At 37.1% G+C, this 25346-nt stretch carries 23 protein-coding genes; 4 read left to right on the plus strand and 19 right to left on the minus strand.

The features are described from left to right. Positions 1-290 precede the first annotated feature (290 nt). Complete coding sequence (locus CDOM15925_RS01115) at positions 291-722, plus strand: Dps family protein (protein WP_169940200.1); 432 nt, start codon at positions 291-293, stop codon at positions 720-722. A gap of 245 nt (positions 723-967) precedes the next feature. Here the strand turns inward: CDOM15925_RS01115 and CDOM15925_RS01120 are convergent, their stop codons facing one another. From CDOM15925_RS01120 to tupB, 17 genes are all read right to left on the minus strand, one after another. Continuing rightward, positions 968-2191: a glucose-6-phosphate isomerase gene (locus CDOM15925_RS01120; RefSeq protein WP_169940332.1), complete on the minus strand. Its 1224-nt coding sequence runs from the start codon at positions 2189-2191 to the stop codon at positions 968-970. Continuing rightward, positions 2178-3014, minus strand: coding sequence for a UTP--glucose-1-phosphate uridylyltransferase GalU (galU, locus tag CDOM15925_RS01125; RefSeq protein ID WP_169940202.1), 837 nt, complete (start codon positions 3012-3014; stop codon positions 2178-2180). The genes CDOM15925_RS01120 and galU overlap by 14 nt, the downstream gene beginning before the upstream one ends. A gap of 432 nt (positions 3015-3446) precedes the next feature. Continuing rightward, a complete protein-coding gene (locus tag CDOM15925_RS01130; protein ID WP_169940204.1) occupies positions 3447-3959 on the minus strand; it encodes a flavodoxin family protein in 513 nt (170 codons plus the stop codon). After that, entirely contained in the window at positions 3956-5173 is a 1218-nt protein-coding gene (locus CDOM15925_RS01135; protein WP_169940206.1) for a radical SAM protein, read from the minus strand. The genes CDOM15925_RS01130 and CDOM15925_RS01135 overlap by 4 nt, the downstream gene beginning before the upstream one ends. Position 5174: 1 nt before the next feature. Beyond that, positions 5175-5945 carry an energy transducer TonB gene (locus tag CDOM15925_RS01140; RefSeq protein ID WP_169940208.1) on the minus strand — a complete coding sequence of 257 codons (771 nt, stop codon included), beginning with the start codon at positions 5943-5945 and terminating at the stop codon, positions 5175-5177. A gap of 15 nt (positions 5946-5960) precedes the next feature. Further along, the gene (locus CDOM15925_RS01145; protein ID WP_169940210.1) at positions 5961-6761 is read right to left on the minus strand and encodes an ABC transporter substrate-binding protein; all 801 of its coding nucleotides are present in this window, start codon (positions 6759-6761) and stop codon (positions 5961-5963) included. 1 nt (position 6762) lies between these two features. Then, positions 6763-7536 carry an ABC transporter ATP-binding protein gene (locus tag CDOM15925_RS01150; protein WP_169940212.1) on the minus strand — a complete coding sequence of 258 codons (774 nt, stop codon included), beginning with the start codon at positions 7534-7536 and terminating at the stop codon, positions 6763-6765. Beyond that, positions 7536-8519, minus strand: a complete 984-nt coding sequence (locus CDOM15925_RS01155) for a FecCD family ABC transporter permease (protein WP_169940214.1) — start codon at positions 8517-8519, stop codon at positions 7536-7538. The genes CDOM15925_RS01150 and CDOM15925_RS01155 overlap by 1 nt, the downstream gene beginning before the upstream one ends. Continuing rightward, positions 8509-10491, minus strand: coding sequence for a TonB-dependent receptor (locus tag CDOM15925_RS01160; RefSeq protein WP_169940216.1), 1983 nt, complete (start codon positions 10489-10491; stop codon positions 8509-8511). Before CDOM15925_RS01160 ends, CDOM15925_RS01155 begins: the two co-directional genes overlap by 11 nt. A 16-nt stretch (positions 10492-10507) precedes the next feature. Then, positions 10508-10924: an ExbD/TolR family protein gene (locus tag CDOM15925_RS01165; protein WP_169940218.1), complete on the minus strand. Its 417-nt coding sequence runs from the start codon at positions 10922-10924 to the stop codon at positions 10508-10510. Beyond that, positions 10905-11537, minus strand: a complete 633-nt coding sequence (locus CDOM15925_RS01170) for a MotA/TolQ/ExbB proton channel family protein (protein WP_169940220.1) — start codon at positions 11535-11537, stop codon at positions 10905-10907. The genes CDOM15925_RS01165 and CDOM15925_RS01170 overlap by 20 nt, the downstream gene beginning before the upstream one ends. Positions 11538-11669: 132 nt before the next feature. Further along, positions 11670-13637, minus strand: a complete 1968-nt coding sequence (locus CDOM15925_RS01175; protein ID WP_349644297.1) for a TonB-dependent receptor — start codon at positions 13635-13637, stop codon at positions 11670-11672. Positions 13638-13873: 236 nt separating this feature from the next. After that, on the minus strand, positions 13874-15910 hold the full coding sequence (locus tag CDOM15925_RS01180; RefSeq protein WP_169940222.1) for a TonB-dependent receptor: 2037 nt from the start codon (positions 15908-15910) through the stop codon (positions 13874-13876). A gap of 241 nt (positions 15911-16151) precedes the next feature. After that, complete coding sequence (locus CDOM15925_RS01185) at positions 16152-16943, minus strand: HugZ family heme oxygenase (protein ID WP_169940224.1); 792 nt, start codon at positions 16941-16943, stop codon at positions 16152-16154. A 73-nt stretch (positions 16944-17016) separates the two neighbouring features. Continuing rightward, positions 17017-18597, minus strand: a complete 1581-nt coding sequence (locus CDOM15925_RS01190) for a cyclic peptide export ABC transporter (RefSeq protein ID WP_169940226.1) — start codon at positions 18595-18597, stop codon at positions 17017-17019. Positions 18598-18662: 65 nt separating this feature from the next. Beyond that, on the minus strand, positions 18663-19628 hold the full coding sequence (gene tupC / locus CDOM15925_RS01195; protein ID WP_169940228.1) for a tungstate ABC transporter ATP-binding protein TupC: 966 nt from the start codon (positions 19626-19628) through the stop codon (positions 18663-18665). After that, positions 19625-20317 carry a tungstate ABC transporter permease TupB gene (gene tupB, locus CDOM15925_RS01200; RefSeq protein ID WP_169940230.1) on the minus strand — a complete coding sequence of 231 codons (693 nt, stop codon included), beginning with the start codon at positions 20315-20317 and terminating at the stop codon, positions 19625-19627. Before tupB ends, tupC begins: the two co-directional genes overlap by 4 nt. 82 nt (positions 20318-20399) lie before the next feature. On the opposite strand from tupB, the gene tupA reads away from it, so the two are divergent. The 3 genes from tupA to msrB all read left to right on the plus strand — a co-directional run bounded on the left by tupA (position 20400) and on the right by msrB (position 23084). Continuing rightward, positions 20400-21215 (plus strand): tungstate ABC transporter substrate-binding protein TupA, encoded by an 816-nt coding sequence (gene tupA / locus CDOM15925_RS01205; RefSeq protein ID WP_169940232.1) that lies wholly within the window; start codon positions 20400-20402, stop codon positions 21213-21215. A gap of 106 nt (positions 21216-21321) precedes the next feature. Further along, positions 21322-21942, plus strand: a complete 621-nt coding sequence (locus tag CDOM15925_RS01210) for an IMPACT family protein (protein WP_169940234.1) — start codon at positions 21322-21324, stop codon at positions 21940-21942. Positions 21943-22010: 68 nt separating this feature from the next. Then, the gene (msrB, locus tag CDOM15925_RS01215; RefSeq protein ID WP_502707271.1) at positions 22011-23084 is read left to right on the plus strand and encodes a peptide-methionine (R)-S-oxide reductase MsrB; all 1074 of its coding nucleotides are present in this window, start codon (positions 22011-22013) and stop codon (positions 23082-23084) included. A 66-nt stretch (positions 23085-23150) separates the two neighbouring features. Here the strand turns inward: msrB and CDOM15925_RS01220 are convergent, their stop codons facing one another. Next, positions 23151-23600 carry a low molecular weight protein-tyrosine-phosphatase gene (locus CDOM15925_RS01220; RefSeq protein ID WP_169940238.1) on the minus strand — a complete coding sequence of 150 codons (450 nt, stop codon included), beginning with the start codon at positions 23598-23600 and terminating at the stop codon, positions 23151-23153. 4 nt (positions 23601-23604) lie between these two features. After that, on the minus strand, positions 23605-25191 hold the full coding sequence (locus CDOM15925_RS01225; RefSeq protein WP_169940240.1) for an ABC-F family ATP-binding cassette domain-containing protein: 1587 nt from the start codon (positions 25189-25191) through the stop codon (positions 23605-23607). Between the last annotated feature and the right edge of the window lie 155 nt (positions 25192-25346).

Consider the following 25346-nt stretch of genomic DNA (forward strand, 5'->3'; position numbering starts at 1 on the left):
TTTAAAATCACATATTTATTACAATTTTTTGTATCTACAGTAGAAAATATATCAAGCAATTAAATTATTTTTGTAAAAATTCATCTGGCTTTATTTAAAAGCATAAGCTATTGAGTTGCTATGTAAATATTGCTAATTTAATTTTTATGGTTAATTCCATCTATTAACCTACATACTATATAATATATTAAACAAAAATACAAATAATAAAAATTATTATTTAAAAATAATTTTTATTTAAGAATATTTTGCTATAATTCCTCATATAAAATTTAAAACAAGGAGACAATATGTCAAAAGTTATCGAACAACTAAACCAAATTCAGGCTGATGCTCATGCATTATTTATCAAATTTCACGACTATCATTGGAATGTAAAAGGTATTCAATTTTTTAGCATTCATGAGTATACAGAAAAAGCATATGATGAATTTGCTGAAATTTTTGACGAAATGGCAGAAAGAGCTATTCAATTAGGCGGCAAAGCTATAACATGCCCTGAAGAGTTAAATAAACGCTCACATATTAAGCCTGAGGGCAAAGATAGCTATACTCCGACAGAAGTACTAAAAGGAGTTTTAGCTGATTATAAACACTTGCTTGGCGAATTTAAAAAACTTGCAGAAGTTGCAGATGGTGATAGCACGACAGTTGCAATCGCAGAAGACAATATAGCAAAATACGAAAAAGCTATTTGGATGCTTGAAGCTACTTTAGCTTAATAAATCTTCAATTTAAGGGGCTCAACACCCCTTAAATTTTTATTATTTTTTCTTTAATCTTTTAACTTTTATTATATAGGTAAAGCCTAAGTTAAGGCATCTAGTCAGTGTTTAATTCTAAAGTATCTTTTTTGGTTCCAAATAAAATAAAGGCTTGACCAAAATATTTTTAAGAGTTCGGTATGCTTAAAACCCTTGCATAATCTCTAAAATTTATAAAGCAAAACAAGACTACGTATGCAAATTTATCTTCCAAGCATGGTTTTTAAAATTCTTTTTCCTACTTCAACACCAGGCTGATCATAAGTGTTTATTCCAAGCATTATTCCGGTTGCTGAAGTTAGAAGCTCGTAGTAGTATATCAGGTATCCTGCGTGCCATTCATCAAGCTTGCTTACAGTGATCATATCTACACTTATACCCTCTTGTATGAGTGCGTGAGTTGTAGCATCGCATTGTGCGTTTATGAGGGAATTTAAGCTGATATTGTTTGCAAAATCACACTCTTCGAGGTGTTTTAGGCTCAAATTCGGCGTTATCGCCATGCTATTTTGATCCTCAACTTTGATAAAAGTTACTGTTTTATCTTTAACTCCGTCCATTATGAGTTGCAAAAACGAGTGTTGATCGCGTGATCCGATAAGCCCCACAGGTGTTAGTCCATATCGCTTAAATCCCTTTTTCTTGCCTAAGCTTTCCGCCCAAAGCTGCACATACCAGTCATTAAATGCGAGCAATCTATCCGAATAGCTAAATATCACGTTTATTTTAGCGCTTTTATGCGTTGCGTAGTGATATGCTTTATGCATTAAAGTATCGTCTTTATCGCTTAAAAATTGCTTTTTACACTCTCTTGCGCCTTCAAGCAGGGCTTTTATGTCATATCCGCATAGGCTTAGAGGTACTAGTCCTATCGCGCTTAGCACGCTAAAGCGCCCACCTACGTTTTTTGGGATATTAAAATAAGTTATTTGATTTTCTTTAGCATATATTTCAAGCGGAGAGCTTGGATCTGTGATGATAAGAAAATTTTGGCTTAAATTTTCAGGCTTAAAGCGCTGCAAAATACACTTAAAAAGTGTGATAGTTTCTATGGTCGTGCCTGATTTTGACGATATGATAAACAGACTTTTTTTAAATTCTATCCTCTCCATAAGTTTTTCAAAGCTAAATCCGTCTACATTATCAAGAAAGTAAAGCTCTCTTGAGCCATCTTTTTTTTCTGCTTTTAGCATCTGCTTGAGCGCTTTTACCCCAAGAGAGCTACCGCCTATGCCTACTAGCACGACATTGTTTATATCGGCGAATTTACTTTCGATATCTTTTATTAAAGCTATCATGTCGTTTCCAAGCTCCGGTAGGTGATAGTATCCTATATCCCCACTTTCCAGCTCGTCATTCATGCGCTTGGCGTATGAGGTTATCGTTTCTAGCGGTGTTTTTTTAAAGTAGAGGTTATTTTTTACCATCTTTTTGCAACTTTTCATAGAAGAAATTCGTAGCCTCGACAAATCCCGCCACGCTTCCGCAGTCAAAGCGTCTGCCTTTAAATTTATAAGCTAGTACCATGCCGTCTTTTGCTTGCTGCATAAGAGCGTCGGTTATCTGCACTTCGCCATTTTTTCCCGGTTTTGTCTGCTCTAAGATAGCAAAAATATCAGGTGTTAGTATGTATCTTCCGATGATGGCTAAATTTGTAGGAGCCTCTTCTACGCTTGGTTTTTCGATCATATCATCAACCATTATCAAGTCGTCTTCTATATATCTTCCGTTTATTATGCCATAACTGCTGACTTGCTCTTTTGGCACTTCCATGACGGCTACGATGGAGCAGCGATATTTTTCATAAATTCTTACCATCTGCGTAAGTACGCCAATGCCTTGTTCGTTGATACAAAGATCATCCGCAAGTATAACGCCAAAGGGCTCGTCTCTTACGAGGGTTTTGCCTGTGTGTATGGCGTTGCCAAGCCCTCGCATACTCTCTTGGCGCGTAAATGAAAATGTGCATTTTGCCATGAGATCGCGAATTTCGGTTAGCAGATACTCTTTATTTGTGCCTGAAATTTGATGCTCAAGCTCGTAGCTTATATCAAAATAATCCTCAAGCGCTCGTTTGCCGCGCCCTGTTATAAATGCCATATTTTTCATGCCGGCTTCCAAAGCTTCATCAACGCCGTAGTGAATAAGTGGCTTAGTAAGTATCGGCAGCATCTCTTTTGGAAGGGATTTTGTCGCAGGCAAAAATCTAGTACCGTAGCCCGCAGCAGGGAAAAGGCATGTTTGTATCATAAAATTTCCTTTTTTAGGGTATTTTAACCAAGCCTTACTAAATGCCAAATTAAGAGTATTAAATTTAATTGTCAAAATTTCGCCTCAAATTCCTACTCAAAGCCAAATTTTATCTTTCATCTTTTGCATTGATGATATAAGGCTTTAAATTTTACAAAATAGAGAGTAGGGCGGAGAGTTAATTTTGTTAGCCGTAAGCTAAAGATATTTACTTGCAGGTTGGCAAATTTGGCTTTATTTGGATTTTTTATTTACTTGTATAAATTAAGCGGTAAAATTTGTATAATTTGTTTTTGATTTCAATGGCGATTTAGCCGCGTAAGATAATAAAAATGAGCTAGCTTGAGCTATTTTAGAACCTCTTATTTGCTTAAATTTAGCAGTCTTGCTAGCGGTAAGAGATAAATTAGCACATCAAAAAGGAGAAGGGTCTTAAACCCCTCTAAAAGCCGCCTTTGCATTAGCGATATCTTTTTCATCAGGATGGCTTGCCGCAGCCGCCCATCTTGCTTCACGCTCCGGAGTGATAGGATGAAGCGCCTTATCTCCCGCTTTGGCAGCCATTTCTCGCATCTGCTCTATCAGTTTTGGATCGATTGCGCCTTGACAGATAAATTCTCGCATGATTTTATTTCCGTTTTGCTCTAAAATTTCTCTGCCTACCTCAAGCATTTTGATGCCGTGCTCGCCTTCAGGTTCGGCTCCAAGAGTTATGAAAAGCCCGACATTTTTGTTTTTGATTTTTTCTTTTATGTAGCGTTTAAAATGCGCATCGGGACCGCCCTTATCGACGTAAAATCCAACTCCCACGAAGTCAAATTCGCTTAAGTCCTTCACTCTCTCATCTTCAAAGCTAACCGCTTCACAGCCGATCTCTTGCGCTATCGCTTCGCCTACTTTTCGTGTATTTCCGGTTAGCGAACTATAAACTACAATTTTTTTCATTCAAAATCCTTTCTTGCTATTGTCGATATCTCTTTTGAGATTGTATTTCCCCAAAATACGCCGTCTATGCTTAATTTTATACCCTCTTCATCTACGCTCATATATCCTTGCTCTTCGCATTTTTTAAATAGCTCTTTAAGCTCGCCAAGAGTTTCGTCGCCGATATAACGGCTTATGTCGTTAAATTTTACGCTTGGATACTGAAACATACTCATAAATTTACCGAATTTTCTTTGATTTTCGGTTGTTCTGGATATCATTTTGCGCTCTTTATTCATCGCAAACATGCTAAATTCGCCGATCTTTCCGCCCGCTCCAAAACCGATAGGCAAGATATCCGTGCCTTTGTGCGAAAGACGGATATATTTATACTCGTCTCTGTTTTTTCGGTTTATCTTAGTGTGTTCTAAAACTTCGTAATCTCCACTTTCAAGAAGTGAATTTGCAAAAGCGTGATGAAGCTTTTTATCGGTTTGCAAGTCATAGTAGTCAGACGAAATTTCCTTAGACAGCACGGAGCCTTCATGAAACATCAGCGAATAAAAACTTGAGCTATCTATCTTAAGCTCTTTTATAAGGCGTGCGTCTTCAAGCACTTCATCTACTGTTTGATTCGGGTAGTTATAAATGATGTCTATACAGACGAATTTGTCGAAATTTTGGCGAATTTCGCTAAGTCTTTTTATAGCGTCATCTTTTCCGTAAACTCTATTTAGAAGCTTTCTTCCCTTGTCGCTAAAGGTTTGAATGCCTATACTAAAGCGATTTACTCCAAGGCTATCAAGCAGCTTGAGTTTTTTTAGATTTAAGTTGTGCAGGGTGCTCTCAAGGCTGAATTCGCAGGTGGAAGAAATTTTAAAATTTTTATGAATAGCGTTTATGATAGGCTCTAAATGGCGCTCTTTTAATGTCGTCGGAGTGCCTCCGCCAAAATAAACCGACTCTATGCTTTTTTCTTTCAGATATGGGAATTTTCCGTATTTTTCGATTTCGCTTAGCAAAAATTCCGTATAAGTATCAAGTTCGCCGTCAAGTTTGCTGCGATTCATCGAGCAAAACGAACAGATATTATCGCAAAACGGGATATGAAAGTATATCACGCCTTCTTTTTGCTTGGGAGATCCTTGTAAAAATGCAAAAAGCTCCTCCTCGCTTGCGGGTATCGGTCTGCCTCCGCCTCCCGTGTGATGTCCTTTTACGCGCTCTTTAAACATTTTAATCCTTTATTTTGAATTCGTAAGGTTTGGTTATGATGCAGTGATTGATATCTTTTAGTACCGATATTTGCATTTCTTTTGTGATTTTTGCCGCCTCGTCGTTAAAAATTTTATTTTTTCCTCTTACGGAAACTATCTGGATATCGCCGTTTGTAACCTTAAAATCAACTTCAACATAAAAAGTATCTTTAAGTCTAAGCATAATCGCCTTTTTAGGATAATCCGCTCTTGGCTCTTTTAAGACCTTAAAGCCGATATTTTCTTTACAATAGCTCTCTTTGTCTATATTTGATTCTTTGGCTTGAGGCACATACAAGGGCTGTGGCTGCTCTACTGGTGGCGCAGGCTCTTGTATCGCAGGTGTCTTAGTAAGCTCTTTTATCTCTTCTACTATCTTTTTTTCAGGTTTTTTGATCTGCTTTTTAGGCTTTGGCTTTTTTATATCTTTTGGTTTTTCAGCCTTTTTGATTTCGGGATTTGGTTTAGGCGTGATCTCAGGCTCTATAACGGGCTCAGGCAAAATTTCAGGTTCCACAATAGGTTCAGGCTCTATAATGGGTTCCGGTAAAATTTCAGGCTCAAGAATTTCAGGTTGCGGCTGTGGTTGCTCGGGCAAAATTTCAGCCTGTTTTGGTTGTTCTTTTTGTAAATTTAGCACTACTTTTATCTCTTTATTTTCCTCGGTTTTTTTTGAAAGAATTTCATCCGATTTTAGCGGAATAAACAAAATAGCGATATTAATCGCCAAAGAGATTATAAAGTAGCGCATAATTACTCTTCTTTTTTATTTTGTAAGCATATCATAAAGCTTTTCTATGCCTTCTCCTATGCGAGGCGTTCCGCGAAGCAAGAGCGAAGAAGGAACTGTTATGACTTTATTGTTTTTAGCCGCATTTGTTTTAGCAAGCACGGGATTTGTTTTTAAGAAGTCGCTATCCCCGCCCATTCCGCCTATGATGACTATAAAATCAGGATTTGAAGATAGTATAAATTCAGGCGAAATTACAGGAGTTGCGCCTTCTAGTCCGTCAGCTACATTTACAAAACCAAGCTGTTTGAGCATATCTCCTGCTAGAGTTTTTGACGTAAATGCCATCATCGGAGTTGAAGAAAATAGCGAAACTACCTTTTTGTCTTTTAAATTCGGATCTTCAAAGCTTTTAAATTTAGCTTTTATGCCTTCGATTACCTCTTTTGCTTTTGCCTCTTTGCCTGTTATTTTACCCATTTCCTCGATATTGCGATAGATGTCATTAACGCTATCTGCTTTTAGAGTAATGGTTTGTAAATTTAGCTTTTTAAGGCTATCTTGTATATCTACCGAGTGAAAACTAACGATAACAAGATCAGGCTTTAGCTCGACTATCTTTTCTAAATTCGGCTTTGTGTAAGTGCCTACCGTTTTTAGTTTGGAAGTCTTTTCTTCGGGCCAAATTTTTGACATAGATAAATTTGAGATAGCGGCTATCTGATCTTCGGCTTCAAGCATATAAATGATCTCAACAACGGCAGGGTCGAGTACGACCAACTTTTTGGCGTTTATGAAGCTTGCCAATATAGCTAAAACTACAAATATTTTTTTCATATTAATCCTTTAATGCAACCACAAACGGGTTATTTTGATATTCGATTACATCACAGTTAAGACCGTAAATTTCTTTTAAAATTTCTTTCGTATAAAGCTCTTTTGGAGCGCCTTTATATCTTACTTTTCCATCTTTTAGCATCAAAATTTCATCGCAAAACATCGATGCTAAATTCAGATCGTGCAAAACCATTATAGATAGTAAATTTAGCTCTTTAGTAAGCTTGGTGCAAATTTTCATAATCTCAATTGCGTAGTTTAGATCAAGTGCCGAAGTAGGCTCGTCTAAAAGTAAAATTTTCGGCTCGCTTACAAGTGCACGCGCCAGCAAAACTCTTTGAAATTCTCCGCCGCTTAAAGAGTGAGCGATACGTTTTGCAAAGTGCGATATATCAAGCAGATCCATTACTTCTTCAACCTTCTTTTTATCCTCTTTGCCGTATCCTGAAAATTGGCTTTTAAGATGACAAAAACGCCCCATAAGCAAGATATCTTCAACCAAAAGAGGCATTGAGAGAACGGACTTTTGAGGAACGAACCCAAGAGTCTTGGCAAGCTCTTTAAGCGAGTAGTCTTTAAGGGCTTTGTTGCTGATTTGCACTATGCCGCTTTTTGGTGCAAGTACTCTTAAAATGTTTTTTAAAAGAGTTGATTTGCCGCATCCGTTTGGACCTAAAATTCCTATAAATTCGCCATTTTTAGCACTTAAGCTTATATCTTTTAGTATCTCTTTGGTGCCGTAAGTAAAATTTAAATTCTCAACAACCACACTCATCAGACTATACCTTGCTTTGATTTAATCGCTAAAAATAGAAAAAACGGTGCACCGAAAAACGCAGTTACAACTCCTATGGGAATTTCGATAGGATTTAGCACGCTTTTGCCTATCGTGTCGCATGCCAAAAGAAAAAACGCGCCCGTAAACGCTGAAGCCGGGATTAAGACTGCGTTGCTTGAAGTTTTTAGCAGCATTCTTAATATGTGAGGAATGATAAGCCCTACAAAGCCTATCATGCCGGTAAATGCAACAGAAAATGCAACTGCAAGAGAAGATACTATAAGTAGATGTTTTTTGGTTTTTTCTACATCTACTCCTAGGCTTTGAGCCTCTTCGTCTCCGCTTAAAATCACGTTTAATTCAAATCTCTTTATGTAAAAATACGCTATTGAAAACACAAGCGGAACTATTAGATAAGCTATCTTTTGCCAGGTAGCACCGCTTAGATGTCCCATCATCCACGCTACTATCCTAAAGCTATCTTCTCCGATCAAGTAAGTAGCAAAGGATGTAAAAGCGCCTAAAAAAGAGGAGAAGGCTATGCCTATGATTAAAAGAGTGGCTATTGATTTGCCTTTTTTGGATAGTTTAAAAATTACTATCGACAACACTGCCGAGCTAAAAAAAGCAAAAATTCCGTAATATATGTCAGGCAGCTTAAAAAGATAGGCTATAACCGCTCCAAATACGGCGCTAGCAGCTATTCCTATGATGTATGGATCCGCAAGCGGGTTTAAAAATACGCTTTGAACGACTACGCCTGAGCTTGCAAGAAGCATGCCTATTAAAAGCGCCATAATCAAGCGAGGAAGCCTAAGTTCTACTAATATAGTCTGCTTGATCTCGTCTATCTCTTTGCCAAGAAAGAAATTTATGATATCGCTTTGGCTGATATCGGCTCCGCCTATGCTTAGTGATATGATACAAAGAATAAGGGTGAGTATCGCAAGAACGATACTCATCTTGGTTTTAGTAAGCATATTTGAACTCTAAATAGTAGTTTCTCTCGGGAGCAGGCACATAAGCATCTGCCAATTTACTTTCAAAGTCATTATATTTTTCGTTAAATAGATTTTTTATTCCGCCTGCGATTGAAAAGCCGTTTTGCAGCTTATATCTTAATCCAAAATCAACTACTGTTTTAGCATCAATCTTGTCATAAGAGCTGCTAAATTGACTTGAGTAGTATTTTAAGTCGGTTAAGATACTGAAATTTTTAATAGGCTCATAATTTACACCGAATACAAATTTATTTTTTGATACGTAAGGTACGCGTTTTCCCGAATTTTTACCTTTTTTGATTTTGGCATCTATATATGAAAACGTTTGGCTTAATTTTAAGCCATCAAATAAATTTTGTTCCGAGTAAATTTCAAATCCGGAACGTCTAGTTTCATCTACGTTATAAAATCTCCAAGATGTTGAGTGACCTCCCGTCATTTCATTTACAATCTCGTCTTTTGTGTTTGTAATGAAAGCCGTTGCGCTAAAATATTGTCCAAAAACAAGATCTCTTAAACCAAGTTCGTAAGTGTGGAAAATTTCAGATTTCAGATTGTTTAGTTTGTATTCAGGTGCCCCGCCTATGCTTACTTTGTCTGTTAGCTGAGTAGGCGATGGTGAGATATATCCGCGTTCAAATTTAAAATAAACGTTACCTGTATCTGAGTATTTAAAGCTTGGAGTGATCTCAAATGCATGATTATTCATGTTTTTATCTGTGTCTATACTGTCAATTATATTCATAGGTCTTGTCATAGGAGGTCTAGGTGGCATTGTTAGCTTTGAATATCTGTTTATATCATATATGGCTTTTTCAAATCTATATCCTCCGGTTAATGAAAACGCTTGGGTAAAATTATGTTTTTCAAAGAAATAAAGCGTATGGGTTTGTTTTTTAAGATCTACAAGCGTGTAGCTATGCATTCCTCCAAATTTTCTATCTCGCTCTCTTATGCCTTTATTTTGTAAGTAATCATACCCTGATATAAATTCGCCGCTTCCATAGTCATATCTGGTTTTTAAATTTGCACCTAGCTTTTTGTCCGTAAAATCGCTTGTAGCCCCTCGCATACTTATCTCTTGATAATAAGGCATAAAGTTTAGTTTAAATTTATCGCTAAAGGCTATAGCGTATTCGGCGCTTATGTCGGCTTTTTTATGCGTTAGCTGCTCCATAGGCTCGCCCGCTTGTTTTCTGTTGGCTTCTAGTTGAGCTTTGGTTATAGAATCCGTCGTGTCAATTTTAGTTTTATAGTAGCTTGGATTGATTGCTAGGGTTTGATTGTCCGAAATTTGATAATTTATCCCAAGACTTGTATAAAATCCTCTTTGCTTATCTCCGTTTCTATAACCCTTTTCGTCAAAAGCCTTAAAATTTCCTTTTAGAAATAGTTTTTCGCTAGCCATTCCTCCTAAGCCTAAATTAAGATCCTTGTAAGAGTATGAAGCAAGCTTGGTTGATACGTTTGCATAAAAATCTCTAGGCTTTTGCTTTGTGATTATATTTACTACGCCGCCGCTTGTGCCGTTACCGTATAAAACAGCACCACCGCCTGGTATGATCTCGATCTGTTCTATATCCTCAATAGCTAAGAAATTTAGAGGCACAAACGCATGCGAGCTGTCAAGCATATTTAAAGCCATGCCGTTTAATAGAACTTTAACCGATGTGTTTGCTTTTGTTCCTTGCCCTCTTAGATCAATTGTCTTGCCAAAACCCGAGTTTATGAAATTTACCCCGGGAGCTTTTTCTAAAATTTCCTCTACATCTTTATATCCGCGACTTTCAATCTCTTCTGACGTTATTATATAGACGTTTTTAACCTCGTCTTTAAGCGGGCTTTCAAAACCTGTCGCCGTGATAACGGTCTTGTCAAGCTTTGTTGAATTATCCGCCGCGTATAAACTAACGGCTGCCGCAATGCTGATAATAGCAATATTTTTAAACATTTTTTCTCCTTTTTGATCAGTTTTTCTTTTTGATATTAAGCTCTACGTTTTGGACGTTTGCGTCTTTTAAATTTGATATCACATCAACTACTTTGCCGTAGTTTATAGCCTCGTCCGCATTTAAAGTTATGTTTTTCTTTTGAGAAGGGCTTAAATTCGAGATCTCTTCTTTTAAATTTTCGTGATTTAGCGTTTTTTCGACCTCATTTATCTTAAGTATCAAGCTCTCGTCAAGTAAGTAAAATAATTGAACCACATCATCTTTATTTTCTTCCAAATTCGAGTTTGTTTGAGGCAGAGCTATGTCTATATGAGCAAATTTGTTAAAAGTGGTCGTTACCATAAAAAACAAAAGCAAGACAAATATGACATCAATCAAATTTAGCATCGAAATGCTTGCGCTTTTGTGTCTGTTACGACGGACAAACTTCACAGCATTTCCTTTCACAGCATCTGCCAAATAAGCTTATGAGCCTGTTTAAATCATTTAGTATAAAATCAATCTTTTTATTTATCATTAGATGAAAGACTAGCGAAGGAATTCCCACTATAAGTCCCGCCGCAGTCGTATAAAGCGCTTCTGATATGCCTATGGCTACGAGTGGAGCATTTACGCTTGAGCTAAGTCCTTCAAATGCCTTTATCATGCCTACAACCGTTCCTAGTAGTCCAAGCTGAGGGCTTGCGCTTGCACAAAGTCCTAATATCCAGCTTCTTTTTTCTAAATTTGAAAGCTCTACGGTCACGGCTTCTTCTATGATATATTCGACTTGAGTTTTGTTTGTGGAGTTTAAATTTTTTATATTATCAAGAACTAATATAGTTGTTTTTGCAAGTGAATTTTTGTAATTTTTGCAAAATTCCCTTATCTTTTCGGTATCGCCTTCTAGTATGAGATTGCTAAGTTTCATCTTAAATGTGCTTGTCGCGTCTATCTCCACAAAGGTGAAGTAAAAAGCCTTCTCAAGCAATACGGCAACAGCCAAAACGCATAGAAAAAATATAGGCCACATAAATATGCCGCCTGTTTGTAAATACTCAATCATAGTTCCCCATTCTTTGTTTTATGAAATTTACGAAAAAATTGTATCATCAAATTTATTAAGCGATAATTAAAATCAATATGCTATAGATATATAGTAAAATTTAAGCGAGCAAGGCAAGCTCGCTTAAATTCGTTAGTAGTTGTATTTAAACTCTACGTAGTAATTTCGCTCAGGAGCAGGGTCGTAAGAGTTGTTTTGTTTGCTTTGAGTATAATTATATTTTTCATTAAATAAATTTTTTATACCCGCAGACACTAAAATTCCTTTTGTAAATTTATAGCTTAAACCCACGTCAACAATTTTTCTACTGTCTATCTTGTCATAGTTCGCATCAAGAGAGCTTGATAGATATTTAAAGTCGGTTGAAAAATTTAAGTTTTTAATAGGCTCATACTCAGCCCCTATTACAAATTTACTACTTTCTACTAAAGGAACTTTGCGTCCTGAATTTTTGCCTGTTTTAATCTTTGCATTTACATACGAAAAGCTCTCTTTTAGCTTAAATTTTCCAAATTCTTGTTCTGAATAAATTTCGGTTCCATATCTTCTAGTTTTGTCTATATTTTTAAAATTCCATCCGTCGCTAACATTTCTTCCAAGAGAAACTGTTAAAATTTCATCTTTAGTATCCGTTAAAAAAAGAGTCGCGCTAAAGAAATTTCCAAATACAAGATCTTTAAGTCCAAGCTCATATCCATGATATGTTTCTGATTTAAGATTGTTTAAGACATAAGGTCCGTTTGGCCCAAGCTTATCTATAAGTTGATTTGGTCCCGGAGATATATATCCGCGCTCAAATTTAAAATAAATACTTCCGCTATCTGAATATTTAAAATTCGGTGTTATCTCATAGGCGTAGTTGTTTTTATCGTCTCCTACTTTTAAGTAGTCTTTTGTATTTATAGTTCTTCCGCCTGCGGTCATAGCTACACTAACATCTCTTATTACATCATAATCTGCTCTTTCAAACCTCGCTCCTGCGCTTAGAGAAAAGATGTCGGTGAAGTTATGTTTCTCAAGCAGATATAAAGAGTGGGTTTGCTTTTGCATATCAAATATGGTCAGTTGATTTCTTGAAAACATAGGCGTTTTAACATTGACGTTTATCATCCTGTAGCCTTCGTTATTTAAGTAATCATAACCTGTTATAAGTTCGCCGCTACCGTAGTTATATCTTGTTTTTACGTTTGCTCCGGTTTTTTTATCTTTCATATGAAAATCGTCTTGAATAATTTTCACGTCTTGATAATAAGGCATAATGTGCATATCGAATTTATCATTAAATCTAATCGCATAGTCTGCATCAAAATTTAGTCTTTTGCTTGTGGTTAGGGTCGGTTCCCCGCCCGCTTGTCGCCTGTTTATATCCATCTCTTCTGCGGATAAAGTCGGCACTCCGTAAGTTTTAGCCTTAAAATAGCTTGGGTTAAAAACTATGCTTTGATTATCTGAAATTTTGTAATTTAATCCAAAAGAGGCGTAGTGACCTTTGTTTTTCTCGTCATATCTATAGCCCTTTTCATCAAATGCCTTGGCGGTAGCTTTTAAAAACAGATCTTGCGTTACGTTCCCACCAACGCCTAAATTTAGATCTTTGTATGAGTATGAGGCTATTTTGGTAGATATGTTTGCGTATGGTTTTACGGCTTTTTGTTTTGTTATGATATTGATAACTCCTCCGCTAGTTCCGCTTCCGTATAGCACGGCTCCACCGCCCGGTATGATTTCTATTTGTTCTATATCTTCTATCGGAACGAGATCTATAGGTATAGTCGTAGGGGTAGTATCTATCATATTCATCGCAACACCGTTTAAAAGCACCTTAACAGATGTGTTTGCTTTGCTTCCTTGACCTCTAAGATCTACAGTTTTGCCGTTGAAGCTAACTCCGGGAGCTTTTTCTAAAATTTCTTTTAAATTTTTATAGCCTCTGTTTTCTATCTCTTGGGAGGTTATTATCGATACGTTTCTTACCTCATCCTTTAAAGGACTCTCAAAGCCAGTAGCCGTGATAACGGTCTTATCAAGTCTTGTATTTGCATCAGAGCCGTAAAGAGCGGCTACCGCGACAATACTAATGGTTGTGATTTTTTTAAACACCTTTCTCTCCTTGTCTATTTTGAATTGTTTTTATCTGCTTTTATTTTTATATATTCAATATCGCGAAAGATATGTTAAACACACGCTTTATAGTTGTGGTTTTGTTGTCTTAAATTCTTTTTTGTAAAATTTACGGAAAAATTGTATCATCAAATTTATTAATCGATAATTAAAATCAATATTTTAATTATTTTATAAAGAGAGTTTAGGCGAGCCGTTTTACTCGCCTAAATTTGTTAGTAGTTATATTTAAACTCTACGTAGTAATTTCGTTCCGGAGCAGGGTAGTAAATGCCTCTTCCTCTTTCTGCGGTAGTGTCATAGTATATGTAGTGTTTTTTATCAAATAGATTTTTAATACCGCCTACTAATGAAAAATTCTTTGTAAAATTATATCTTGCCGATACATCTACTAGCGTTTTTGAACTCATTTTTTCACCGCTATTATTTAAAATTTTTGAAAGATATTTTACGTCGGCATATAAATTTAAATTCTTAATAGGCGCATAATCAACTCCAAATATGAATTTTTGCTTGGCTATGTTTGGAAGTTCTTCTTTTACGGTTATCGTTTGGCCTGTTCTTGGGTTTTCTCTTTTAAATGTAGCTTTGGCGGTTACACGACTGTATGACTGAGTGAGCTTTAGCTTGTTTTCTATTAAAGATTGCTCCGAATAAAGCTCAAGTCCATATCTTTTAGCCTTATCTAGATTTATATATTTTCTTTCCCAGTTAATGTTTGGATTCATAGGATTGCCGTGCGGTTGAGTCCATTTGGCAAATATCATGTCCGTAGTATCCGTATAAAACAGTGCTGCACTAAAGAACTGATCAAAAATCATATCTTTTAATCCGACTTCATATGTATAGAAGGTTTCTGGCTTTAAGTTGTTAAATTGATACTCGTATCCGCCGGGAATTTTGATATTGTCCACAAGTTCTTGCGGAGAAGGCGATACAAAGCCTTTTTCAAATTTCACATAAGTATTTCCCGTATCTGAATACTTAAAATTCGGAGTTATCTCAAATGCGTAAGAATTTGTATTTTTGCTAGCATGAAACATAGGTCTTTTTATGGCACCTTTGCTTTCGGGTCTTTTTACGTCATAAGAGGCTCTTTCGTATCTTCCACCCAAATTTAAAGATAGTATATCTGTAAAATTATGCTTTTCTAAAAAATATACCGAGTGAATCTCTTTTCCTAATTCGTCTTTTTGAGATAGCTTGTCATATATATCTTCGTAGTTGTACCCGAAAATAAACTCACCTCTGTCGTAAGTAAGTCTATTTTTTAAATTCGCACCTATTTTTTTATCCGAAAATTTGATTATATTTTTTCCGTTTTGCTCAAATTTGGTGTGCAAATAGTAAGGCATAAAGTTGATTTCGTAGTTATCGCTAAGTTTTAAAGAGTAATCAAGCGTGATATCAAATTTTTTATAAGTTTGCGGAGCCTCAGGCCTACTTGACTGGCGGCGATCCTGCTCTACTTGCTGTTTTGTAAGAGCTCCGCTTTGATTTTCATATTTTTGAGAGTAAAAGCTAGGAGTTATCGAGATGCTTTGATTATCGTTTATCTGGTAAGTGATGCCGCCGTTTAGATAGTATCCGTTTGTCTCTTCGCCTCTTTTATATCTTTTGGAATCAAAGCCTTTTGCGCTAAATTTTAAAAACAGATCTTCGTTTACAAGTCCACCTATACCGATAACTGCATCTTTATAGTTGTATGAAGCGATTTTAGATGAGGCGTTAGCGTAAAAATCTCTAGGTTTTTTCTTTGTGATAATGTTTATAACGCCACCGGCCGTTCCTCCTCCGTATAGAACTGCTCCGCCTCCTGGTATTATCTCGATCTTTTCTATATCCTCGACCGCTATTAAATTTAACGGCGTAGCTATGCTTCCATGTCCCGCTTTTAGAGTATTTAGGTTTACTCCGTTAATTAGCGTTTTGACATTGGTTTTTGCATAAGGTCCTTGACCTCTCATATCTATCTCTTCTTCGCCAAATATTCCTGCATTTGATATATACACTCCGGGCGCTCTTTCAAGTACTTCGGATACGCTTGTATACCCTCTATCCTTGATCTCTTCGGCTGTGATGATGTATGCATTTTTTACCTCGTCTTTGAGTTGGGTTTCAAAGCCTGTTGAGGTTACGATAGTCTTGTTTAGCTTCGTAGTTTGTTCGCCCGAGCCATATAAGCTTATCGTAGCCACAAAAGACGTGATGATCGCCGCTTTTACTAAACCTACCTCTTTTTTGCCATACATTTTTACTCCTTATTGTGTAATTAGTATTTTAAAATATAGTTATTTTATTTAGAACAAATATAAAATTTAGTAGTAATCTTATAACTTTATTACTTAATCGATAATTAAAATCAATATTGTATTATGAAAAAAGTATAGTTTTTGAATAATTAATATTTTATAAATTTTATTAAATTTAAAAACTAGGCCGAAAGAGATATAGTCGCCAAATTTAGCGACTATATTTTATAGAAAGTGATTTTTAGTGTTGTCTTTGGTGTGGATTATGTCCGCCGTGCGGATTGTGTCCGTGCGGATTTTTTTGGTGAGGATTGCTCTCTCCTGCGGCTTGGCTTAGTTTAAGACCGTTTGAATTATACGCTGCGCCAAATCCTTTTACATATCTGCCTTCTTTTAGATCAACTTTTATGATATAAAAATCTGCCATATTTCTAAGCTGTTTTATAGCAGATTCTTTTGGATTTTTCTCGGCAAGTTTATCAAAAATTTCGTTTCTAAGTGCTTCGTCTTCTACAAATTTAGCTTCACCTTTTATGCTTAAGCGGTTTCTTGCAAATATCGTTTTTGCAGAGCTTTCATCTTCTATGAAAAGCAAAGAAATTTTATCAGGGTTTGCCTTTATCGAGTGGTAGTGCTCGGCAACCGAACTTAGGCAGATGTATATATCTTCATTAATTCTTACAAACGGCGTATATGAGCCGACACATTGCATGTTACTATGCACGCTTGAAACGATAACCGTTTTTAGAGAGTCGATAAGTTCGATAACGCCTTTTTCGATCTTTTCAAGCCCGCTTCCTACATCAAGGCTTCTGTAAAGAGCTATTATCTCGTCTTTATAATTTCCATTAACCACTTTTTGCAAAAACGGCGCAAAAACTTCACCTTGATCACATGTGATAATCAGTCCGTCTTCGTTCATATCGGTTAGTTTTACGTTGCTTACGTCTTTAAAAGAACCGAATTTCTTGCAAAACGCAATAACGGTTTCCAGATGATCTGAGTTCATATGCTCGATCGCTCTTTCTTTCATTAACACTCCTTAAAATTTAAAAAATTACTCAATAGTAACAAAATAGATTTTAATTAATAATTAAAATCAAAAATTATTTTATTTGACTTAAATTTCCGTTTTCTATGCTGTAAATTTTGTCCGCACATTCAAAATAAGCATCGTCATGACTGATGGCAAAAACAGTGTAGCCGTCTTGTTTTAGTTCGTTTAAAATTTCTTTGTAAAACATCTTTCTAAACTGCGGATCTTGATCAGCAGCCCACTCGTCAAGTATGATAAATTTGCGTTTTTCAAGTAGTGCCGCAACCATGGCAAGGCGTTTTCTTTGTCCTTGAGAGAGGTTTAGGGTGCTAAATTTATCATCTTTTACGCTTACTTTTTTATCTAAAAACATCTTTTTAAGAAGCTCGTCTATAAATTTATCATCATCGCTTAAGACTTCGTCAAATAGATAAAAGTCGCTAAATACGGCGCTTATCGTATTTGCATAGGCTTTTAAATTCTCTTTTGTGATAAGCAGATCATCCACATACATCTCTCCGCTATTTGGCTTTAAGAGTCCTGCTAATATCATAAAAAGAGTTGATTTGCCGCTTCCGTTTTTGCCCACCAGAAATACAACTTCGCCTTTATTTATCTCTAAATTTATATCGTGCAAGCCAAATTCATCGTTTATGTCGTATTTGAAATTTATATTTTTTAAACTTAGCTTGTCCCAGCTTTGCGGGAAATTTTCACTCATGCTAAATTCTGCTTCGTATTTAGTTAGATCAAGCTTTTTTAGCTTTTCGTAGGCTATTTTTGATTTAAAAAGACTTGGAATGCTTGAAACCACCATCATAAGCGGCGCTCTTAAAAATAGTATGGTCAAGGCTATCGTTATGGCATCTTGCAAAGTCGTAACCTGATACGCAAGACAGATATAAATAACCGCTCCTATGGCGCCTAGCATCATAGCGCTGATCCAATTGCTGGCAAATGATGAGTAAATTTCAGCTTTTATGATATTTGAGCGAAGATCCTTGGCGTTTGGCACGAATCTGTCATTATAAAGCTTTTTTGCTCTTTTTAAATTTAGGCTTAGCTCCCTGTGTCCTTCTATGCTGGTTTGGTAGTCTTTGTATAACGTATCTTCGTTTTGTCTGTGAAGTCCGTAGTATTTATAGATATTTTTCATAGAAGCGTTGCTGATAAATATCGTAACGCTCATCCAAATAAGCAAAAAAATAAAAATTTCATGCGACAAGTAGGCTATATAAAAGCTTGCAAAGGATATGATCAAGCTTCCTTGTATGATGTCCGGAATCCTTGTAAATCCGTTTGTAAGGCTTATGATGTCGCTTGAAAGAGAGGCTAATAAATTCGACTTTCCTATGGCGGCTATTTTTTGATTGGGAGTATCTAAAATTCGCTTTATTATCTGCATTCTCATATCAAAGACGAAGTTGTGACCGATAGCAGACAGCGCTATGCGAGAAAGTATCGAAGAGATCAAAAATGCAGCCAAAAGCCCAAAGAAGCTAGCCAAAACAAGAGCGTTTTTTTGAGTTAAGGTTAGTAGGTATTTGTTTATAAAAAATAGTATCAGTATGCTTGAGCCGCTATAAATAGCCCCCAAAACTATCATCGCAAGGATTTTCATAGCCAAATTTCTTGAAATTTTTGAGTCCATTTTCGATTTTTAACCTTATTAATTTAAAAATCATTATCATATCAAGAAATTTATAAATTTTTAATTTATTCTATATCCAAAAATGCCTCGTCGCTAAAGCCAAAATATACATTTTCGCCTGTTGTTAGTTTATTTCCTATAAAATTTTGGCTACTAACGACCGCTTTTATAAGAAAATCTCCGATTTTGACCTTAACCAAAAGAGATGTGCCGTAGATAATGGAAACGGAGTGCAAAAGTCCGCTAAAACTACCGATAAAAGGCTCTTTGCTTAATATTATCTTGTTTGGATTGATTGCGATTTTGTTTGCGTTTTTTAGAGCTTGCGGCAATGCAAATTTAACTTCGGAGCCAAAATTTAAAAAGCCGTTTTGATTTTCGAATATGTTTTTTATCTCAAATTCGCTTACCTTGCCTCTGTGTAAAAACACGCTATCTTGCGCGATTGCGCTTAGCCATTTTTCATCGTGGCTCGCGATTATAAAGCCGCTTTTATACTGTTCGTGCTGATATTTTACGGCTTTGCCAAACAGCTTTGAAGTGGCTAGATCTACGCTATTTGTCGGCTCGTCAAGCAAATTTAGCCTTGAACGCAAAGCAAGAACGAGAGCAAATGCTATGCGCTGAGTTTGACCCGAGCTTAACTCATAATTTTTCTTATCTAAAAAGCTCTCGTCAAGCCCTACAAGCTCGAGTGCTTCGCCAACTCTTTGGTTAAATTCGTGCTCTAAATTTCTACTTTTTAACGCAAACTCGAAATTTTGCCTCACACCTCTTTTAAGAAGCATGGGCTCGGGAAAAAGCACTGAAATTTGACGTAGGGTTTTTAGACTAGGCTTACTCTCTTTCCAAATTTCGACATAACCCGAATTTGGCTTTTGAAGAAAGGACACAACTCTTATAAGCGTGCTTTTGCCGCTTCCGTTGTTGCCCATAAGCGCGGTTATACCTCTTGTTTGAAGCTCTAAATTTTTTATATCAAGCACGATGTTGTTTTCGTATTTTACGAGCACGTCTTTAAGTTTTATCATTTGTCAAGTCTTTTTAGTTGGTGAGTGGTTAAATTTACGGCAAATGCGATAAAAATCAGCACTAAAGCAAGAGCGATACCCATAGAAAATTCGCCCTTGTTTGTTTCAAGCGATATCGCCGTGGTTATAGTTCGGGTAAACCACTTTATGTTTCCGCCTATCATCATCGCAACGCCCACTTCGGCCACGATCCTGCCGTAAGCGGTTGCAAAAACCACAAGAAGCGAGTATCTAAGCTCGTAAAGAACGGCTAGAATGAGCTTAAATTTGCTCAAACGATAGCTCATTAGCGTAAGATAGTGCTTGCGCTCCATATTTTCTATAACGCTTGCCGTTAGCGAAACAACAATAGGCATAGCTAGCACAAACTGCCCCAGCATGACGGCTTTTAGCGTAAATAAAAGCCCAAATTCTCCAAGCGGACCGTGTCTTGAGATAAAAGCATAAAGTATAAGTCCGATAGCAACCGTCGGCACTGCTAGAGCCGTATCGCTTAGAAGTCTTAGAAATTTCTTTCCGAAGAAGTTGTAAAATCCCAAAACAAAGCCGATAGGAAATCCGCAGATGATAGCAAGCATGATCGATATGCTTGATGTATAAAGTGTCGCCTTAATCGCCGAATAAGTCTCTGCATCGCCGTTTAAAAGCAAGCCGAAGGCGGATATTATCCCTTCTAAGATGTAATCCAAAATTAATTTCCCAAATTTGATTTAAATTTATTTAAAATCTGCTATGATAGCACATCTTTATTAAAATTTTAAAGGGAGAAAAATGAAAAAGTTAATCTTAAGCTCACTTGTTGTTGCATCTACTGTTTTTGCCGCTGATAGCGATCTTGTGATGGCTACTACGACAAGTACCGATAATACTGGCTTGCTAGATGCTATCTATCCTGCTTATAAGGCTGAAACGGGAGTGGATCTAAAATGGACTGCCGTAGGTACGGGAGCGGCACTTAAACTTGGCGAGAACTGCGATGCCGACATACTTTTCGTGCATTCGCCAAAGGTTGAAAAAGAATTTGTTGAAAAAGGCTTTGGTGTTGAGCGCAAGGCTGTTATGTATAACGACTTCGTTTTAATCGCCGATAAATCAATCGCGCCTAAATTTCAGGGTAAAGACATAAAAGGCTCTTTTGAGATGATTAAGGCTGAGGGCATTAAATTTTTCTCACGCGGCGATAAATCAGGCACCGATAATAAAGAAAAAGGAATTTGGAAAAAAGTTGCAGGCGAAGTTCCTGAGAAAGACGCTTGGTACGCTCAAACAGGACAAGGCATGCTAGCTACGATAAATGCGGCTGCCGAGCAAAAAGGCGTTACATTTACCGATCGCGGCACATATATCAAATATGAAGCGAACATGAAAAACGATCCGTCGCTTGTAATCGTAAATGAAGGCGATGACGATCTTAAAAATTTCTACTCCGTAATCGCCGTAAATCCTAAACACTGCGCAAAAACCGACGTAGAAAATGCAAATAAATTTATCGAGTGGATAACAGGCGAGAAAGGGCAAAAATTCATAGCCGACTTTAAGCTTATGAATAAGCCTTTATTTACTCCTGATGCGACTACTCGCAAATAATTTTGCCAAATTTGAGCGGATTTTCCGCTCTCTTTGCTCTTTTTAACTTCTTTAAATTTTACAAATTTGCTAAAATCAACTAAAATTTTTAGGAAATTCATCCGCTATGCAGACAATATCTGAAATTTACACCGCCAAAAGCGAGATCAAAAAATCTACATTTTTAAGCTATCTTGTGCCGCTTAGCAAGTTTAAATCAGTCCATGAGCGACTTAAAACCGAGCATCCAAAGGCGGTGCATATAGTCTGGGCTTACCGCGAGCTAAATAAATACCGTCAAATCGTAGAAAATCAAAGCGATGACGGCGAGCCAAAAGGCACAAGCGGAGCTCCGAGCTTAAACGCATTGCGAGGAGCGAATTTGATAAATGCAGGCGTGTTTATAGTGCGCTATTTTGGCGGGATCAAGCTTGGCACGGGCGGGCTTGTAAGAGCTTATAGCTCGGCCGTAAATTTAGCGATAAATGAAGCGGAGCTGAAAAAATTTGAGTTTAAAGACGAGTGTAAATTTTATACTCCTTTTGCTTTGATGTCTCGCTTTGAGCATTTTTTTAGCTCTCAAAATTTAAACGAATTTGAACGCGAATTTAACAGTAGCGGTGCGATATGGACGGCTAAATTTAACGAAGAAGAGATGAGTAAATTTTATGAATTTGCAAATGTTTTTGAGATTGAAGAGTTTAAATTTCTAGCCTTGCCGCTCTTTGCAAATAAAATTGTTATATAAATTTAACACTAGCTTTACAAATCTAATATATCATTTCAAAATAAAATTAGAAATGAGGAGAGAAAATGATTAAAAAAATCGTTGCGGCTTTGCTTATTACAGCCGTATCAACATGGGCAAAAGGAGCCGAAATGGGAAATAAAACTATAGTTTTAGCGGGAGGGTGCTTCTGGGGAACGGAGGCTTATATTAAGCAGCTCCCAGGAGTGAAAGATACGTATGTCGCTTACGCGAATTCAAAAGTGCCAAATCCAAGCTATCAGCAAGTAAGCTACGGCAACACAAATGCAGCCGAAGCCGTATATGTCGAGTATGATGAGTATGTTATCGATTTGCCGCATTTGCTTAAGTATTTTTTCTATACGATTGATCCGACTAGCTTAAATAAGCAGGGAAATGATCGCGGAACTCAGTACAGAACGGGAATTTACTTTACCGATCCAAAGGACGAAGCTGAAATTTTAGCTTTTATAAAAGAAAAGCAAAAAGAGTATAACAAGCCTATAGTTGTCGAGGTTATGCCGCTACAAAACATCAGCAAAGCAGAGGAGTATCATCAAGACTACCTAACTAAAAATCCAAACGGATACTGCCACGTGACATTTGAGAGCTTACCTCCAAAAGACGCGGTGCTAAGCAGTAAAAAGAAAGAAGCGAAAATGGATATGGATAAGCTAAAAAGTTATCAAAATAAAAACGATGCACAGCTTAAAAGCGAGCTTAGCGATCTGTCTTACGACGTAGTTAAAAACTCGGCTACTGAAAGACCTTTTACGAGCGAACTAAATGATGAAAAAAGGGAAGGGATATTTGTAGATATAACTAACGGACAGCCGCTATTTTCATCTTATGATAAATTCAATTCAGGCTCGGGCTGGCCAAGCTTTACCAAGCCGATAGACGGCTCTTTGCTTGGCGAAGTGGCTGATAACAGCTACGGTATGCGAAGGGTTGAAGTGCGCACCAGTCTTTCTGATTCGCACCTTGGGCATGTTTTTGACGACGGTCCAAGAGATAAGGGCGGTCTAAGATACTGCATCAACGGCGCTGCACTTAAATTTATCCCAAAAGAGGATATGGAAAAAGAGGGCTATGGCTACTTGATACCGTATCTTAACGAGCAAGCCAAGGCTGCAAAATAGATAATTTCATGCATCGTCTAGTCTTAGGCGGTGCATGAATTTTAGGCCAAAACCAAGCAATTTAGCCTAAAATTTTAAAGTAGATAAAAATCCCTCAAGCCCCATCTTGATATCTTTAAATGTGGTTTCAAAATCCCCTGTGTACCAAGGATCGGCGACATCATCGCTAGAGCCTGCAAACGAAAGCAGCTTTGCAACTTTTGAGCTTTTATACCCTGTGATACGCTCGATATTTCTGATGTTTGCCGTATCCATTGCGATTATGTGGTCGTAGTAGTCTATATCGCTCTTTTTCATCTGAACGGCTCTGTGTGATACTACCGCTACGCCTTTTTCTTTTAATTTAGATTGTGTGCCGTGATGAACGGGATTGCCTATCTCTTCGCTGCTTGTGCCTGCAGAAGCTATTTCAAATTTGCTCGCTAAACCATGCTTCGTAACTATGTGCGTAAATAAAGACTCCGCCATCGTGCTTCTGCAGATGTTTCCGTGACATACGAACAAAACCTTTATCATGTACTTAAACTCCAGCCTCAAGCTGCTGCATATACTCTTCAAATGTGCCTTTAAAATCCACTATCTCGCCATCTCCTTTAAGGTGGATAATGCGGTTTGCAAACGCATCAATGAGCTCCCTGTCGTGGCTTATGCAGATTACGTTGCCGTTAAATTTATAAAGCGCCTCACCAAGAGCGATGATAGCCTCAAGATCAAGGTGGTTGTTTGGCTCATCTAAGATCAGCAAGTTTCCGCGGTCAAGCATGATCTTACTAAGCATTAGGCGGTGTTTTTCGCCTCCGCTTAACGAGCTTACCGATTTTTCTTGCTCGGCACCGCTAAAGAGCATTCTACCAAGGCACTTTCTGATCTCATCTAGGTCTTTGTTTTTCTCATCTTGTAGCCACTCGTATAGCTTAAGTTCGCCTGAAATTTTATTTGTCGTATCTTGTGCGAAGTAGCTTGGCTCGATGGTTGCACCTATGTGGATATCGCCGCTATCGGGCTTAACCTCTCCTATGATGATTTTAGCCAGAGTGCTTTTTCCTACGCCGTTTGCGCCGATGATGGCTACTTTATCGTTCTTTTCGAGCTTGAAGCTAAAATTTTCAAAAAGCGTTTTGTCAAATTTCTTGCTTATGTTGCGAACTTCTAAAATTTCATTTCCGATATCGCGCTTAGTGCGAAAGAGTATGCTCGGATCGCGTCTGCTTGAGACTTTTATCTCTTCGATATCAAGCTTGCTTAGTTGTTTTTGACGGCTTGTAGCTTGTCTAGCCTTACTTGCGTTTGCGCTAAATCTGGCGATAAATTTCTCAAGCTCCTCTTTTTCTTTAAGTTTCTTATCGCGCTCCATCTCATGCTGCTTTGCAACAAGGGTTGAGGCGATATACCAGTCGTCGTAGTTGCCCGTAAATTCGCGAATTTTCTTAAAATCCACATCTAAGATATGTGTGCAGACCGCGTTGATAAAGTGGCGGTCGTGGCTGATTACAACCATCGTGCCTTCATGGCGATTTAGCTCGTTTTCAAGCCACTTGATGCTTTCGATATCAAGGTTGTTAGTCGGCTCGTCTAAAAATAAAATATCAGGCTTTGGAAAGAGCACTTGAGCTAAAAGCACTTTAAATTTGTCCGAATTTTCAACTTCACTCATAAGCTTATCAAAGTCGCTAAACCCAAGCGAGCTTAGGATTTTTTCTATCCTTGTTTCATACTCGTAGCTTGGATCTTCTTCGGCCGTTATCATCTCTAAAACGCCTAAGCGCTCGTTTATCTCGTCGGTAAATTCCTCGCTCATGTAGAGCTTTTCTTTTTCTTTAACCGCATCATAAAGGCGTTTGTTACCGTATAAAACGGCGTCTTTAATAGTGAAATTTTCAAATGCGAACTGATCTTGCCCCAGCGTGCCTACTCTAAGTCCGTTTTCTATGACAATGTCGCCTGAATTTGCTTCAAGCTCTCCTGATAAAATTTTTAAAAACGTTGATTTACCCGCGCCATTTGCGCCGATGAGCCCGTATCTATTTTGGCGATTTAGCTTTAAATTTACATCTTCAAATAGAAGTTGCGCATTAAATCTCATAACTAAATTTTTAATCTCAACCATAAATTTACCTCTGAATTTCGTTATTTTTAATAATCTAATTATCTTGCCAAAAAGTTGTTTAAAATTCGTATAAACTAAATTTATATAGCGATAAAATAGAGCTTGATAATATTTATTATTACTTCTTTTGTTTTTGTGTTGTATTAATTTTAATT

Source organism: Campylobacter sp. RM15925 (assembly GCF_012978775.1).
GTDB classification, from domain to species: domain Bacteria; phylum Campylobacterota; class Campylobacteria; order Campylobacterales; family Campylobacteraceae; genus Campylobacter_A; species Campylobacter_A canis.